The sequence below is a fragment of the Streptomyces sp. NPDC026672 genome, from assembly GCF_040638185.1.
Lineage (GTDB): Bacteria > Actinomycetota > Actinomycetes > Streptomycetales > Streptomycetaceae > Streptomyces.
Genome location: NZ_JBEZXS010000004.1, coordinates 198,621 through 214,510, shown reverse-complemented (window position 1 = coordinate 214,510; position 15,890 = coordinate 198,621). Strand labels below are relative to the sequence as shown.

14 protein-coding genes are annotated in these 15,890 nt (G+C 66.7%); all 14 read left to right on the top strand.

Annotated elements, in window-relative coordinates; all coding sequences use genetic code 11:
* Positions 1-62 precede the first annotated feature (62 nt).
* The 14 genes from AB0F77_RS05900 (at position 63) to AB0F77_RS05835 (ending at position 15,885) form a co-directional block, all read left to right on the top strand.
* Positions 63-1,058 (top strand): hypothetical protein, encoded by a 996-nt coding sequence (locus tag AB0F77_RS05900; RefSeq protein ID WP_361942090.1) that lies wholly within the window; start codon positions 63-65, stop codon positions 1,056-1,058.
* Positions 1,059-1,144: 86 nt separating this feature from the next.
* A complete protein-coding gene (locus tag AB0F77_RS05895; RefSeq protein ID WP_361942087.1) occupies positions 1,145-1,366 on the top strand; it encodes a hypothetical protein in 222 nt (73 codons plus the stop codon).
* A gap of 233 nt (positions 1,367-1,599) precedes the next feature.
* Positions 1,600-2,550, top strand: coding sequence for an Ig domain-containing protein (locus AB0F77_RS05890; protein ID WP_361942084.1), 951 nt, complete (start codon positions 1,600-1,602; stop codon positions 2,548-2,550).
* Between the two features lie 5 nt (positions 2,551-2,555).
* Complete coding sequence (locus AB0F77_RS05885; protein ID WP_361942081.1) at positions 2,556-4,550, top strand: phage tail sheath subtilisin-like domain-containing protein; 1,995 nt, start codon at positions 2,556-2,558, stop codon at positions 4,548-4,550.
* 78 nt (positions 4,551-4,628) lie between these two features.
* Entirely contained in the window at positions 4,629-5,213 is a 585-nt protein-coding gene (locus AB0F77_RS05880; protein ID WP_361942078.1) for a phage tail protein, read from the top strand.
* A 30-nt stretch (positions 5,214-5,243) separates the two neighbouring features.
* Positions 5,244-6,101: a hypothetical protein gene (locus AB0F77_RS05875; RefSeq protein WP_361942075.1), complete on the top strand. Its 858-nt coding sequence runs from the start codon at positions 5,244-5,246 to the stop codon at positions 6,099-6,101.
* Between the two features lie 142 nt (positions 6,102-6,243).
* Positions 6,244-9,210: an NlpC/P60 family protein gene (locus tag AB0F77_RS05870; RefSeq protein ID WP_361942072.1), complete on the top strand. Its 2,967-nt coding sequence runs from the start codon at positions 6,244-6,246 to the stop codon at positions 9,208-9,210.
* Complete coding sequence (locus AB0F77_RS05865) at positions 9,210-9,917, top strand: hypothetical protein (protein ID WP_361942069.1); 708 nt, start codon at positions 9,210-9,212, stop codon at positions 9,915-9,917. The genes AB0F77_RS05870 and AB0F77_RS05865 overlap by 1 nt, the downstream gene beginning before the upstream one ends.
* A gap of 10 nt (positions 9,918-9,927) precedes the next feature.
* Entirely contained in the window at positions 9,928-10,212 is a 285-nt protein-coding gene (locus tag AB0F77_RS05860; protein ID WP_361942066.1) for a hypothetical protein, read from the top strand.
* Complete coding sequence (locus AB0F77_RS05855) at positions 10,199-11,398, top strand: contractile injection system protein, VgrG/Pvc8 family (protein WP_361942063.1); 1,200 nt, start codon at positions 10,199-10,201, stop codon at positions 11,396-11,398. Before AB0F77_RS05860 ends, AB0F77_RS05855 begins: the two co-directional genes overlap by 14 nt.
* Positions 11,395-12,369, top strand: coding sequence for a phage baseplate assembly protein V (locus AB0F77_RS05850; RefSeq protein ID WP_361942060.1), 975 nt, complete (start codon positions 11,395-11,397; stop codon positions 12,367-12,369). The genes AB0F77_RS05855 and AB0F77_RS05850 overlap by 4 nt, the downstream gene beginning before the upstream one ends.
* Before the next feature lie 10 nt (positions 12,370-12,379).
* Complete coding sequence (locus tag AB0F77_RS05845; protein ID WP_361942057.1) at positions 12,380-13,474, top strand: poly-gamma-glutamate hydrolase family protein; 1,095 nt, start codon at positions 12,380-12,382, stop codon at positions 13,472-13,474.
* Positions 13,475-13,573: 99 nt separating this feature from the next.
* Positions 13,574-15,097: a baseplate J/gp47 family protein gene (locus AB0F77_RS05840; protein ID WP_361942054.1), complete on the top strand. Its 1,524-nt coding sequence runs from the start codon at positions 13,574-13,576 to the stop codon at positions 15,095-15,097.
* A gap of 11 nt (positions 15,098-15,108) precedes the next feature.
* Positions 15,109-15,885, top strand: coding sequence for a hypothetical protein (locus AB0F77_RS05835; protein WP_361942051.1), 777 nt, complete (start codon positions 15,109-15,111; stop codon positions 15,883-15,885).
* The last annotated feature ends 5 nt before the right edge of the window (positions 15,886-15,890 follow it).

Below are 15,890 nucleotides of genomic sequence, written 5' to 3'. Positions count from 1 at the left end.
CTGACTTCTGCGTCGGACGAGTCGAGTCGGCGACGGCCGCGCTCCTCGTCACGCGAGTGCACATGTACGTCACCACCGGGGACAGCGACACAGTCCGCGGCACCCTGCTCGACAACTGGCAGGGCTCGTCGAACTGGCCGACGACGGCCGCCGGCGGTGCCGCTACCGGACAGGCCATCGGGTCCGTCGCCCTACAGACCGGCGACCGGATCGTGGTCGAGTTCGGCTACCAGGCCACCAACACGTCCGCGACGTCCTACACCGGCACCCTGTACTACGGGGCGACAGGCACAACGGACCTCGCGAACACCGCCACGGCCGTCACCACCAACCCCGGCTGGGTCGACTTCTCCGGTGCGGACGGCCTGTTCAACGCGCCCACCGCGGAGATCGTGGACAAGTTCACTACCGGCATCGGCAGCCGCTTCGTGTACTGGGGCGGCACCTTCTGGAACACCACCTGGAAGCGCGCCGCCATCGCCGCGAATGATCAGTACCCGGGCTTGATGGCTACCGACGTCGGCTACGAAATGGCGAACTCGACCCACTACTTCGAGGTCGTCAACCTGCCAACTGGCGGCACCGGCACCAACTTCTCCGCGATCGTCCTCGGCCCGGTCGACGACGGAACCTTCATCCGCACGAAGTACACCGTCGCCACGGGCAATCTGACTTTCGAAAACTGTGTCGGCTACTTCGACGCGACACCAACAACGCTCGCATTCAATCCCGTCACTCACCGATGGTGGCGGTTCCGAGAAGCCGCCGGCACGTTCTACTGGGAGACATCTCCCGACGCAGCGACATGGACCGTACGCCGCAGCATGACGACGCCACAGTGGCTCAAATTCGGGACCCTGCGCACCAACTTCGAGGGGTACTCCGACACGGGCAGTACCACCACTCCGGCTGAAGTCGACAACGTCAACGCCATCCCCACCACTATCCCCAAGGTGTGGACAGGTAGCGCCTGGGTCCAGAAACCGGTGAAGGTGTGGTCGGGCAGTGCCTGGGTCACCAAGCCGGTCAAGTCGTGGTCCGGGACTGCCTGGTTCTGACGCGCATTATTCCCCTCCCTAAATGGCGTGCGACGCTCGAATCCGATCTCTCGTGATCGCTGTTCCCATTTCTGGAGGAGACTTCCATGCGCTATGTCGCGGTCAGCACGGACGAGAACGACAAGACCATCAAGGACGGCCCGTTCGAGCTGGACGACCCGTCGCAGCGGACGGTCCAGGAGGGCCAGCGACTCATGCCCGAGGACGCGGCCCTGGCCGCGGGCTACCACTACGCATCCGACGGTGCGTTCGCCCCGGACCAGCCCGCCGCCGACGACGGCGACCAGGGCGACCAGGACCAGCAGTAGGACCGCGAGGGCCTGCGGCCCGGCCGGCGGCAGGCCCCGGCCATCGAGAAGGGGAAACGTCATGACTGTCGCGCAGATCGTCGGCGTAGTGCTGGTCGTTCTTCTCGTCATCGTCGTCCTGAAGATCCTGGGCGTCTTCTGACCTGCACTCCGACCAGTGGGAATTAACCACTCCCAAATAGCCGGAAGCATTCTGGTGGGGCGATCCACATCTGCCCATACCGGAGAGTTCCGTGCCCTTTCTTCTGAACGAAGACAAGGCCCTGAAGCACAAGTTCCAGGGTCTGGTGGTGCATGACTCGACCTCCGGTGTGGGCCGCAAGGTAACCGTCCGGTACAGGAGTCCCGAGTACGAATTGGCGGACGCCACCTACCCACTTGCTCTGATATCTCACACGCGGATCTCACGCGACCCCGAACGTGAGAGCCGGGGCGTCGTGAATCTGCACTACGCGCCCGAGGGTTATGAACCGTGGGCCGACATGACGGACCCCACGCAGAGCCCGTACATGGCTCAGATGCCGATTCCACTCAACATCGACTACCAGGTGGATGTGTACGCCCGGAAAGAACTGCACATCATCGAGCTGACCGGCAGCCTGATGCAGTTCGACTTCCTCCCCCCTCGCTTCGGGTACCTGCCGATCGGCGAGGACGGCACCGTACGGCGGCTGGACCTGCTCGGCGGGCCGGATTACACCGAGGCCAAGGACGAACAGGGAAAGCGTCTTTTCTGCGCGACCTGGGCTGTGCGTGTGTCCAGCGAGATTTTCGCGGACGAGATCTGGGACCTCAACCCGGCCCAGCGCATTCTCATCGACTTCCTCGACAAGCAGGCGTGGGAAGAGGGCAGCGTACGGCCCTGGGTTCCCACCCACGAGGTCACCAAGGCCCTGCTGTCGATCAGCACCACGACGCTGCCGGCCGCGACCGCTGGCCACCCGTACCGCCAGGCCCTGGGCAGCACCGGTGGCCACGGCGAGGTGCACTGGTCGCTCCCCGAGGGCTCCCACCTCCCCGCTGGCTTGGCCCTGTCCCACGGCGGCGTCCTCTTCGGCACGCCCCAGGCCCCCACCAGTTCGCCGGCGCAGTTCCTGGTCTCCGCCCGCGACTCCGATCTCGCCCCGCAGGTCGCCTCGGCCGCCCTAACGCTCACCGTCTCGCCCGCACCCCCTGGGAGCTGATGCTGATGACCACGCCCACGACATTCCCCTACAAGCGGCCGGGTGTGTATATCACCGAGTCGCTGAACCCTCTTCCGCAGCCCATTTCTCCGCCGGGGCTCGCGGTTGCGACGTTCGTCGGCACTCACGACGCGGGGCCCTCGAACCCGGTGAAGGTGACGTCGTGGGAGCAGTTCATGTCGCTCTACGGCGGGTTCGGGAGCGGTCTCAACTACCTCCCTTTCCAGGTGTACGAGTACTTCGCGAACGGCGGCCAGCAGGCGTGGATTCTGCGGGCCACGCCGACCGACTCCGTGGCCGCGCGCCTGGTGGTGAAGAACACGCCGCTCGCGCCGCCGGAGAACATCGTCGCCACCCCCGACGGCACGGCCCCCAGCGGCACCGGGACGAAGCCCACCCCGAAGGTCACCAACGTGACCCTGACGGCGCCGGTCGCTCCCGTCGTCTCCAACCCCGAGCAGACGGCCTTCGCCATCGAATGGGACGCCATCACCCCTTCGTCCGCCGTGGACGCCTACCAGGTGGTCGTCACGCGACCTGACGAAGGGTCCTTCTCCAAGACGGTGTGGGTCGCGCAGCCGACCGAGGGAAAGCCCGCAGCCGCGTTCACCGACCTGGCACCGGACACGACCTACTCCGTGCAGATCACTCCGTACAAGGGAGCCACGGCCGGCGACCCGATGACGGCACCGGCCACCTTCGACACGGCGCCGGGCTACACGGCGGTCGATGCGCTTCAGGTCACCGCCCGGGGACGCGGCTCCTACGGCAACAAGGTCTACATCACCACGGCGCCCTCCTGGACGTCGGGCCGCTTCCACGTGTTCGTGAAGTACGGCTCCACCGCCCAGGCCGGCCTCGTCGAGACCTGGCAGGACGTCTCCCTCAACCCCGGCGACCCCCGCTACATCGTCGGTCTGATCAACTCCAGCAAGGGCGGCTCGACGTACATCACCGTCCAGAACATGCTCCCGCCGACCTCGGCGACACCCGGTACCGGCGCCACCCCGGACGCCTCCTGGCAGCCCGAGTACGTCGCGGACGCACCTCTGGAAAGCGGAGCCGACGGCGTCCTGGCGGTCAACCTCGCCGAGCAGCTCGCCGCACAGTTCGGCTCCATCTCGGACGTGCTCCTGCTCAACCTCTGCGGCAACACGTCCATGACGGACCACATCCCGCCCCAGACCCAGGTCAACTCCGTCCTCTCCTGGGTCGAACAGCGCCGCGGTGCATTCCTCGTGCTCGACGCTCCCCGCCAGCCGCCTCCCATCGCCCCCGACGTCGCCGCGAACAAGTACACGGAAACGGTCGGCGGTTACTCCCCGCAGTCCTCGTACGCAGCGTTCTACGGCCCGTGGATTCAGGTAGCGGACCCAGCCGGCGCCTCGGTCTCCTCCACGCGCATGCTGCCGCCCGGCGGGGCTGTCATGGGGCAGTTTGCGCAGGCGGACGCGGCTGTGGGCCCCAACCGCTCTCCCGCGGGCACCGCCTACAGCCTGATCGGCGCCGTCGGTGTCGAGAACAACTTCACGCTCGACCAGCTCGACTCGCTCAACCAGGTCGGCTGCAACGTCATCCGGCCGGTGCCGCAGAGCGGCTTCTGCATCATGGGCGCCCGCACCCTCCGCCAGGGAATGCCGGACCGGTACATCTCCGTCCGGCGCATGCTCACCTACCTGGAGAACCTCCTGGAGGACGTCACCAGGTTCGCGGTATTCGAGCCCAACGGACCCGAGTTGTGGCAGACGCTCAACGCCCTGGTGACGCAGCAGCTCCTCACGCTCACCCAGGCCGACCAGCTCCAGTCCAGCGTCCCGGATCAGGCGTTCTTCGTGGTCTGCGATGAGACCAACAACACGAGCCAGACCGTCGCCAACGGAGAAATCCACATTCAGGTCGGCGTCGCTCTCGCCAGCCCGGCGGAATTCATCGTGATCGAGATCTCGCAGTACCAGGGCGGCATTTCCACGACCACCACGTCCGTCGAGTCCACCACCTGACCGACGCCACACCAGACACACCGCCTCTCATTTCGACTCGTCTACGGCGGCCCTCCGACAGGGAATGAGAGGTGACCCGTGGGAGCCACTACCACCACACAGAAGCCGTCGCTCGCGCAGCTCCAGACCGACCCCCTTCGCAATTTCAAGTTCCAGGTGATGATCCACCTGGCGGGGTCAACGCTGGATTCCAGCAAGCGCTCCAACCAGCTCGGGTTCATGTCCGTCAGCGGACTTTCCATCACAACGGACGTGGTGGTCTACCGCCAGGGCGGAATGAACACGACGACGCAGAAGATGCCGGGGCAGAGCGACTTCGCTCCGATCACCCTTTCCCGCGGACTCATCTGCGGCGACTCCGACATCTACGCGTGGCTGAAGCAACTGTTCATGGTCATGCAGGGCACGGGCGGAAACAACGGCTCGTACAACTTCCGCGCGACGATGGACATTTTCCTGCTGGACCACCCGGTGACGACTTCCAGCGTCACCTACAAGGCGGGCTGGCGCGTCTACAACTGCTGGCCCACAAGCATCGCGTTCGGCGACCTCGATTCCGGCGCAAACGGTGTGGAACTTCAGCAGATCACTCTCGCCCACGAGGGCTGGGATTTCAAGATCGCCAGCAAGTACGGCCCCGGCAGCGGCATTTCTCTGCCGTAATCCGGACCCCACTCAAAGGACGAAACGATCATGCCCGAATCCGTTGTGCTCCCCGACTTCGACTCCTTCGGCGCCCAGGCCATCAAGGGCCTGGAGGACCCGGAGGCAGCCACCGCGGCGACCCAGGCACTCCTCAAGGAGGACCGGAACTCCGGCGAACCCGTCATCAGTGCACCCGACGAGAACCACGTCACTCTCGAAAGGGGAATCTGCCGCGAGGGAACCTGGTACCGCGAAGCAGAGGTCAAGGAACTCACCGGGGCCGACGAAGAGGCGATAGCCGCCGCGGGCAGCAGCTCGTACAAGGTCTTCGAAACCCTGCTGCTGCGCGGTGTCAGGACTGTCGGCAACGAACCCATGAGCCGCAAGCTCGCCGCCGAACTCCTCATCGGTGACCGCGAGTTGCTCGTCATGTCCGTACGGCGTGCGACGTTCGGTGACGCCATCGAGTTCACGGAACTTCCCTGCCCGTACTGCAAGGAACTCACCGACCTCACCGTTCCGCTCGGCGCCATCCCGTTCACGCACCTCGCCGACCCGGAGCAGACGGAATTCGAAGTTCCCCTCCGTCACGGGGCAGTGGCATTCGTCCGGCTGCCGACGGGCGAGGACCAGGCCGCCGTCTTCGCCATCAAGGACGGCAATGGCGCCAAGCAGGACTCGGAAATCCTCAACCGCTGTGTCCTGCGTGTCCGGCAGGGCGACGGAACGGTAATCAAGCGCCCGCCCGCCACCCATCTGTGGATGGGCGACCGGAAGGCCATCCTGAAATTCCTCACGGACACCCAGCCGGGGCCCCGGTACAACGCTTTCACCTTCACGCACGAGACGTGCGGGGAGGAGGTAGAGCTGCCGATCGACCTGGCCATGCTGTTTCGCGGAGTGTGACTACCGCCGCGCGTTCAGCGAAATCGAAGTCCTTTCCCAAGTCCACCCGCACTGGGGTCTGTCCGAGCTGAAGAACCTCGCCATCCGTGAACGGCGCCACTGGATTCGCCGCGCCGCCTGGGAAATTGAAAGGAGGGCGTAAGTGGCCACACCACCCCCGCCGCCCAATCCGCCCCCCAACCCCGCGGGCGGCCGGCTTTTCGGCGCGAACAATCTCGGCAGCCAAATCGACGCCCTCACCCGGGCGTTCACGACCTTCACCAACAGGTTCGCCAGTCAGGCCGGTCTCGGCACGATGGGCATGGGGGCCTACGGTCCCATGGGCGGGCAGACACGCCAGGATCACCAGCTCGGGAATCTCCAGCAGCAGTACCTCCAGGCCAACCAGGCGCACATCGTCGCCCGCCAGCGGATGCAGGACGACGTCCAGCAGCAGCAGATCCGCTGGGCGCAGTACCGGCGCACCCAGATGGGCATCATCAACAACCCGCGCTCGACGCTCGCCCAGGAGAACGAAGCCCGTCAGCGTCTGCGGGAGGGCTCACAGCTCTACCGGGCGCGCACCGACAGCATCGACCGGGAGTGGGATCTCCGGGAGAACAACTTCTCCGGGTCGATGGCGCGCATGAACGCGGACATGCAGCGCCTGCGCCAGCAGTCGGCGACGCAGACCACGATGAACCGCCTCGCGTTCGCCGGCCAGGTGACCGGGGCCGTGGTCGGGGCCGCGCGGTCGTACTACAGCGGCGGCTTCGAAGAGCAGCTCGGGCAGTACGAGCGCCGGATGAACCTGGCCGCACCCGACTGGAACGGGAGCGCTGGCACGCGGGCGCGGGCCATGGGGCGCAATCTGAAGTCCGCGGGCGCCGTCATGTGGGCCACCTCCAACGAGGATCTCTACGGCGGCGCGACCGACATCACGCTCCAGAGCGCGTCATCCCAGGTCCAGCGGCAGCTCAGCCGCGCCTCGTCCGCCGCGTACATCACCCCCGGGCTCGGGATGCAGGGCGGCGCCCAGCTCCAGAACGAACTCGGCACGGGCCAGGCGTTTTACGCGGCTCAAATGTTCGGCCTCGCCCCGACGCGGCTCGCGAACGGCCGGCAGAACTCCTCCGCGGCCATCGCCCTGAGTCTGGCGCAGCGGGTGAACGGCGGGGACTTCAGCAGCCTCTCCTCGAAGCAGCTCCACGACCAGCTCATGCAGGGCGGCTCGCTCTCGATGTCCCTGGCGAACTACGGCCGGGCTGCGGGGCTTTCGGGCCAGTCCCTGGAAGCGATGCGCAACCAGACCGAACTCCTCCGGAATCTCGTGAACCCGGAGAAGCAGGGGCTGAAGGGGCTCTCCTCGGAAAAGGCTCTCCAGCTCATCGAGGACGCGGGCAAGCGCGGTGACGCGGGCGACAAGGCGCGAGAGAAGATCAAGGACTACGCCCCGAGCGTCGGCGGCAGCTACCAGGATTCGCAGCGCTACCTCCAGGGCCTCACGCGTGAGGGCCATCTGCCCGCGAGCGCGTCCTTCCTCGACGCGGCCCGCGCGAGTGCCGACACCCTCGCGGACATCAAGACCCTCCTCCAGAAGGCACTCGGCCCGTTCGCCGACTGGTTCGGCGGCCTCACCGGCGCCTACAAGGCTGGCGGGCCCGTCGGAGGCACCGTCTCGCGTCTCAAGGACGCCGGAAAGGGCGCGAAGTCCGGAGCCCAGGCGGGCTGGAACTCCGGCCCGAACTTCTTCTTCGGCGACTGGGGAGAAGGAACGGACCAGGACTCGTACGCGAAGAAGGCGTGGCGAGGGATATCGGGCTTCTTCGGCGGTGACTCCGGTACCCCGGAATCCAAGCAGGGCGGGTCCGGGTCCAAGAAGTCAGACAAGGCCGGTGTGACCGGCGGGGGCATCGCCAGCGCTCTCAGCTTTGCCCGCGCGCAGGTAGGCGACCGCTACGTCCTGGGCGCCGAGGGACCGAACGCCTGGGACTGCTCCAGCCTCGTGCAGGCCGCCTACAAGAAGGCCGGCGTGAGCCTGCCCCGCGTCACCTACGACCAGATCAAAAAGGGCGTCGAAGTCCCGATCGACGATGTGCGGCCCGGGGACCTCGTGTTCTACAAGGACCTTTCGCACGTGGGCCTTTACGCCGGAAACGGCCGGGTCATCGAGGCCGCCAATCCCGGTAAGGGCGTCGTCGAGGGCCCGATGTACTCCAAATTCACGCGGGCCCGCCGCGTCATGTCCGGCGGAATGGCGGCCACGGCCACTCTCTCCGGCGATCAGACCGACCCCACGGCCAGCCAGAGCGGCAGCGGGGGCGGGCTCAGCGTCTCCGGAGCGTACGGGTCGGTCGAGGAGGTCGACGCCCTGGCCGCCGCGCTCTCCGGCGGCAGCGTAGGCAGTGCCCAGAGCGTCAGCCGGACCCCCAGCGCCTCCCAGAACGAGGAGGCCGACGCCGGCACCAGCTCCGGTGGCAACGCGGGACAGGACGCCCCCCACAACGTCCAGGCGAACGTGAAGCTGGGCAAGAAAATGGCCGCCGAATACGGGTGGACGGGCGGCCAGTGGGACTCCCTCTACAAGCTGTGGATGGGTGAGTCCGGCTGGCGTCACTGGGCCGACAACCCGAACTCCGACGCCTACGGAATTCCCCAGGCCATGTCGAATATCCACAAGGAAACCGCCACCTCGGCGTGGCGCAACTCGCCGTCCAAGCAGATCGCTTGGGGTCTGAAGTACATCAAGGGCCGGTACGGCACGCCCAGCAAGGCGTGGTCTTTCTGGAACTCCAAGAATCCCCACTGGTACAAGGACGGCGCCTGGGAGGTTCCCGGCCAGCGCGGTGAGGGCGTGGACGCCAAACTCCACGGCGGGGAAATGGTGTTGGAGGCCAACGCCGCGCACACCGTCCGCCAGGCCCTGCTCAACCAGGGCCTCAACCCCAGCCCCGGCCAGGGCTCGAACTCTGCCGGGGGCACGGGCGCGGTGACTCTCTCCTTCGGCGCCGGCTCCGTCGTGGTGCAGATGCCGTCCGCCACTGCCGAGGGAGCCAAGTCCGCCGCGACGTCCTTCGTGAGCTACGTAGCCGCCGACGACCGGATCAAGTCCCTGATGGGAGGCTGGTAATGGCGGACAAGAAGTCCGAAGGGGCTGTCCCAGGCAAGGGAATCTACGACAACACCTTCGATTCCCGCATCCAGAACATCCCTACGTATCTGCCCGGCGAGCAGAACGACTTGGGCATCATGCGCGGCTACATGGTGACCGCGTTTCCCAAGAGCAGCACGAAGACCAACCGGTTCTATCTGCTGAATTTTCTCTACAACCCGTCCACAGTCAGCGTGAACCACAGCACCGACGCGGCGAATCAAGTCATGCCCCCATACACACGCTCCGACCTGGACACCGGGGTTCCTCTGGTCGCGGCGGGCGGCACGCTTTCCTTCGCGCTGCTCTTCGATCGCACCTATGAGATGTCCGACCCGACGAAGTTCAACACGATCGAGGGCACGTACGGCGTGATGGCCGATATCCACGTTCTGTACAACCTCGTCGGAATCAATACGTCGCAAGAGGCTCAGGCCACAGACGGCGAGGACGCGGCCACCTCGGGAAATGTCCTCGGCATCATGCAGATGAGTCCGGTGTGGTGCCGCTTCGGACAGGCTCGTCACGCCTTCAAGGACAAGCTGCCGAGCCTTTCCCGCATGGAGTACTTCGGCTACATCAACAACATCGGGATTACCTACACGCATTTCTCGCGGCGTATGACGCCAGTGCGGTGCGCCGTCGATATCAGCATGACGCTCATGTCGTCGTACGGGTGGGTGTGAGGAGAGAGCAGTGGCCATTTCCCGGACCTCGCGTTACCAGCGCAACGAGACTGCGCTCGTGCCCGACCGCAACGGTCAGCTCCAGCTCGCGGTCATGCAGCGCCCGCCCGTCGACCAGTCCCTGCGCGTGTCCGACTACCGGTGGCGCGCAGCCGAACGGGTCGACGCGGTCGCGGCGCAGTACTACGGCAGCGAGACGTCCTGGTGGATGTACGCCGAGGCCAACCCACGGGTCCTCGACTGGACGCAGCCGCCGGCCGGTCTTCAGATCATGGTGCCCCGTGGCGTGGCGTAACACCTACCGCCCCCACCTGACGGCAACAGAGCCGGCCCTGGAGCGCGGGGCCTGGGTGTCGAGCTTCGACCTGTACCAGGCCGAGAACGCGCACCAGGTGGCGGAGCTGACGGTGATGCACACCTACAACCCGGCCATGCCCTCACAGCAGTGGCGCACGCCGGCCGGGTCCGTGTGGGGAGAGAACACCCCTGTCCATCTGCGGTTCGGCTGGTGGTCCGACGACTCGGCCGACTGGTACGGCTACGTCGCCTCCTCCCGTGTCCTGGCCAGCGAGACGGACCCCCGCTTCGGGCACGCTGTGCAGATTCCGGTGGTCTACACCCTCACCGGTACATCCATGCTGATGCAGACCCGGCGCAACCGGACCTGGCGCGACACCAGCGCGAGCGCCATCGCCCGGACGGTGGCCACCGAGTACAACCTCCAGCCCCGTGTGGACGGCTCGGCCGTCATCTTCGCCCAGCAGATGCAGTCGATGAGCGACTGGCAGTTCCTGTGCGACGTGGCAGACCAGATCGGCTACCGGGTCTACGTGGACGGCACCGTGATGTGGTTCGTCGACCGCGAGACGGTCATGCCCGCCTCCGACCGAAGCGTGCCGCTGTTCCGCATGACCAAGGCGCCGGGAGTCATCGACACCCTGCGCGAGTTCTCCGCAGTTCTCGGCGACACCGACCCCGCGGGCGGCGTACGCGCCCGGTACCAGGCAGTGGCCTACAACCGCACCTCCAGCATCCTCACGCCCGCCTCCTACTCCCAGACCCGGACCACGCTCCACGGCAAGCAGGTGGCCGCCGTCCTGGACCGGCAGTACGCCGACCGGCCGGCCGCGTCGTACAACCAGGCGAGCCGCCTGCTGGCCGCGGAGTCGGACTGGCTGTGGGTCGAGGCACGCGCCGTCACCAACGGCGACCCACGCCTGCGTCCCGGCTCTGTGGTCGACGTCCAGGGCGACGCGGTCGGGGAGACCAACCTCGGCCTGTGGATGGTCCGCTCCGCCGTGCACAAGGTCAACGTGAATCTGCTCTACCCGCAGAAGACGACGTACACCTCCACGCTCGTGCTGGGCCGCAACGACGCCCGGAAGCTGGACCTGAAGGTGCAGCAGCCCCCCGTCAACCCCGCCCCCACCGTGCTCGTCAACGGGCGCTGGCGGGCCGCGTACACCGGAGGGCTGTCATGACCCCTCTGTACGGCACCTACAGCGGTCTCGTGGTCACGGCGCAGGACCCGCAGAACCGCGGCCGGGTGCGCCTGCGCATCCCTCAGATCATGGGTACCGCCGTGAGCGGCTGGGCGGAGCCGGCCAGCATCGGCACAGCGCTCCCCGGCGATCAGGTCTACGTCGCCTTCGACGGCGGGGACCGCAGCCACCCCATCTACTGGCCGCGTCTTCGGACAGCGGTACCCGGCCTTTGGACACCGCTGGCTCTGGAACCGGGGTGGACTGCCTCCTCCGCCGGGTCGCCGGTGTACCGCGTCACGCAGGACGGCATGGTCGAGCTGTCCGGGTCCGTGGAGACCTCAACCGCGATCGGCCTCGGCGTGACCGTGAAATTCGCCAGCCTGCCCCAAGGGGCGTGGCCCATTGAGGCGCACCGCGCGACCACCGCCACCGTCTACCGCAGCGCGTACAACTCCAAGACCGTCTTGGGTGAGTACCGGACTACGACCACCACGACCAGCCTCACCTACGTCACCGACCCCAACGGCCCCAGCTTCACCTTCGTCGCCCCGGCCTCCGGACAGGTGATCATCACGTGGGGTGCACTCATGCAGAACTCCACGGCCGCCAGCCGCTGCCTGATGAGCTGCCGCGTCTCTCTCGGCGGCACCACCATCGCGGTCGAGGAGGACAACCGCTCCGCCGAGACACAGTCCACCAACAACGCCAGCACCTCCAACGCCCGCAGCGTCACCGGCCTCACTCCCGGCACCACGTACACCGTCACCGCGTACTACCGCACCACCGACGCCAGCACGACCGCCACGTTCGACAACAAGTGGATGGTGGTGATCCCGGTCGGGCAGCACGACACCCCGGCCGCCCGGATCACCCTGACGACGAGCGGCGATGTCCAGGCACTGTTCCCCGCCGGAGCCGCGTCCCCCTACGACATGTCTCTGACCGGAGTCCGCGCCCGAATTATCTGAGGAGAAGGCAGTGGCCTACCCGAATTTCCGCTACCTGGCAGCCGACAAAATCCTCGGCATCGACTACGACATCAAGAACCGCTACGGCAGCGGCACCTACCTGCTGCACGCAGCCATTCATGGTGGTGGCATCGACCCGCCCACCTCGCAGCTCGCGGCATACGCGGCCGGGGACTCCGGCGCCTGGTACTCCTTCGAAGCGCTGAACGACCTCACAGCCGAGAGCCTCGCCCTGCCGGCGACCGCGTTCGACGAGCCCTTCTGTGTCGTGAACACGGGCAACTCCAGCCGGACCGTGGTCTGGCACGGCACCGCCGACCAGCAGGAAGCCGAGAAGGTCACCTATATCAGCGGAGCCGACACCGTCCTGGCCTCGCTGATCGTGCAGGAACTCAACGCCGCGGGCTTCGAGACCGACCGCGCCCCGGTGAGCTTCGCGGGCGATGACCCCCAGAACATCTGCAACCGCAACAGGCCGAGGGCCGGCGTCCAGCTCGACCTCTCGCTGACCCTGCGCAAGTCGTTCTACGCCAGTGGGGACCTGTCGGCCACGGCCATCGCCCTGCCAGAGAACCGCTTGCCGGACTTCTTCGCCTACGGCGACGCCATCCGTCGGGCGTGCGCCCTGGTCCCGCTCGACAGCGACACCGACGACGTCCCGCCAGTCATCACCCAGCCCCGCACCCCCGACGACCAGGCCGTCTCCATTGCCATGAGGACCCCGTTCGCCATCGACCACTCCGGCGGCGTCTCGGCCACCACCGACGAGCGTGAGCAGCTCCTGGACCGGGTGCACGCCCTGGTGGGCACGCTGCCAGGCGAGAGGGTGATGCGCAGCACGTACGGCGTACCGACGAGCGCCGCCCTGTTCGCGGTCAACGCCGAGGTGGCCAACGACCAGCTCCAGCGCGCGGTCATCGACGCCGTCGCCCAGTTCGAGCCGTCCGCCGTCGTCTCCGCCATCGTGGCCGACGTGAACGAGGCCCTGGGCGCCGTCAACGTCAACGTCCAGGTGAGCCGAGCGGACGTCCCCGGAGCCGAGCGCGACAACACCCGCACAGTCGGCGTCCTGGTCGGCGGGACGGTGATTTCCACGCCAGAGTAATTAACGGGCGTCCTGCCCGGCTCCGTAGAATCCCCGTATTAGGCCAGCACTCATTTCTCATTCGGTTCCGCTGGAGGTACCGGAAGGGAAGTGTATGCCGTGGCAGTCGACAGCGGGGCCGTAACGCAGATCGACTACACCTCGCGTGATTTCACCGGCTACCGGGACTCACTGCTTCAGTACGCGACGCAGATCCTTCCGGAATGGACATCGCGGTCGCCGGCTGATTTCGGCGTGGTGATGGTCGAGCTTTTCTCGTATATGGGCGACATCGTTTCCTTCTACCAGGACCGAATCGCCGATGAGTCGTTCCTGGCGACCGCGACCCAGCGCTCCAGCGTGGTCGCCATCGCCCAGCAGCTCGGCTACCAGCCGCATCCCGCGATCCCGGCCACCGGCCAGGTCGCGTTCTCCCCGGCGCCCGGCCTGGTCTCTCCCATGACGCTGGACATCGGCACGCAGGTGATCACCGAGTACATCCCGAGCCTGGACCGCCCCGTCACCTACGAACTGGCCGCCCCCGTCACGGTGCCGGCCTACACCACCCCCGTGCCCCAGATCGTCGGCCTGGTCGTCGAGGGGGTCACCCAGGGCGACCGCAGTCTGGTGCTGTACCCCTCGACATCGGGGGACCCGGGCTCGACCGTCCGCGTCGAGGACATCGGCACCAGCGACGGCACCAAGAGCCAGGTCTTCGCTCTCGCCCAGACGCCGGTTCTGCTCGACACAGTGAGGATCTTCCTCGACGACGGCGTGGGCGGCACGGAGTGGACCCGCGTACGGGACTTCCTCCTCGTCCGCGACAGCGACCTCGTCTTCACCGCCGAGACCGACGACCAGGGCGTCACCCGCGTGACCTTCGGCGACGGGACCAACGGTGCGCTGCCGGCCACCGGCATCAAGCTCGCCGCCGCGTACCGCACAGGAGGCGGCTCCTACGGCAACATCCCCCAGGGCTCCATCGTCGACCTGGCCGACGCCCTGCCCGGCGTGGTCGTCGCCGGCTCGGCGCCCATGGCCGGCGGAGCGGACGTGGAGCCAACCGACCAGATCCGCGAGAACGCACCGCGCCTCTTCCGCACCCAGGGCCGCGCGGTCTCCTCCCAGGACTACGCCGACCTCGCGCTGGCGGTCGCCGGTGTCGCCGACGCCCGCGCCGTGGTCCGCTCGGCGAGCGCCGTGACGATCTACGTCATCGGCCCGAACAACATCTTGCCTTCCGAGGGTCAGCGCGACGCGGTCGCCCAGTACGTGCAGGAGCGGGCCCTGTCCGGCGTCGTCGTCAACGTCGTCAACGGCTCCTTGATCCCGGTGAACATCGGCTCCACCACGCTTCCGGTGCTGCTGTCCGTGCTGCCGCGCTACCGCCGCGACACCGTGAAGCTCGCCGTGCAGCAGGCGATTCAGGAAGTCTTCACGCCGCCCGAGACGACGTTCTCCTCCCGCATTTCCATCTCCCACCTGTACCGGGCCATTCAGGACGTCGCCGGTGTGGACTGGGTCGTCATTCAGCTCATGGCCCGCTCCGATCTCCCGCAAAGCGGTACCGCTGACGTCATCTGCCGAGAGAACGAGATTCCCATCATCGGGAACATGGTCATTACCGCCAGCGGCGGAGTATAGGAGCGAACGCTATGCCTGCCGTATACCCCATGTCGGTTAAGTCGTGGACTCCGAAAGTCGACCAGGTCGACACGATCTGGGCCGCGCATGTAAACGATATCCAGAACGAGTTGGCTGCCATTGAGAAGACCGTCGGCACCAACCCGCATATCTGGGGCGGCTGGTCACCCAGCGGAACGACCTGGCCGCCGAAGGCGGGCGCCATGACGCTCAAGACGCCAGCGCCCGTCTCCAACTTCGGCCAGAGCAAGACCTTCGCAAGCGTCACCGATCGGCTCAAGGCCCTCCAGCAGCAGGCAACTTGGCTGACGCTGATGACCCAGCTCCTGGTCGGGCAGTCCGGCACCAAGCCGAGCAAGCCCGCCGCTGCTGTCATCCGCGCACCGGGCATGAAAGTCCCGGCCGGAGAGGGGAAATGGGTTCCCTTCAAATGGGGTGCGGCCGACTTCGACCCGAACAAGATGTACCAGGGCGGATCGAACGTAGTCGCACCTATGACGGGATTCTGGGACGTCAGCATTCAGGTGTGGGCCGACTCCACCGTCCGCCGCCCGAACGACCTGCACTTCGTGCACGTCCGGCTCATGCGCGGGAACGACGAGATCGCTGGCCAGGACTCACTCATCGAGACCCAGACATGGATCAGGCACCGAATCAACCTGTCGTGGCAGGGCCGATGGAACGCCGGAATTCCCATGCAGGTGCAAGTCAGCCAGCACGGGGCCTCAGACAACACCGTGGACGCCAACGCCACGATCAGCGTCTCCTTCGTCCGCGACCTGACGTGAGGTAA

Excerpts from the sequence above, each read along its gene's own strand:
- AB0F77_RS05850 (WP_361942060.1), top strand. The coding sequence starts at position 11,395 with ATGACCCCTCTGTACGGCACCTACAGCGGTCTCGTGGTCACGGCGCAG.
- AB0F77_RS05900 (WP_361942090.1), top strand. The coding sequence starts at position 63 with ATGTACGTCACCACCGGGGACAGCGACACAGTCCGCGGCACCCTGCTC.
- AB0F77_RS05865 (WP_361942069.1), top strand. The coding sequence starts at position 9,210 with ATGGCGGACAAGAAGTCCGAAGGGGCTGTCCCAGGCAAGGGAATCTAC.
- AB0F77_RS05885 (WP_361942081.1), top strand. The coding sequence starts at position 2,556 with ATGACCACGCCCACGACATTCCCCTACAAGCGGCCGGGTGTGTATATC.
- AB0F77_RS05875 (WP_361942075.1), top strand. The coding sequence starts at position 5,244 with ATGCCCGAATCCGTTGTGCTCCCCGACTTCGACTCCTTCGGCGCCCAG.
- AB0F77_RS05835 (WP_361942051.1), top strand. The coding sequence starts at position 15,109 with ATGCCTGCCGTATACCCCATGTCGGTTAAGTCGTGGACTCCGAAAGTC.
- AB0F77_RS05895 (WP_361942087.1), top strand. The coding sequence starts at position 1,145 with ATGCGCTATGTCGCGGTCAGCACGGACGAGAACGACAAGACCATCAAG.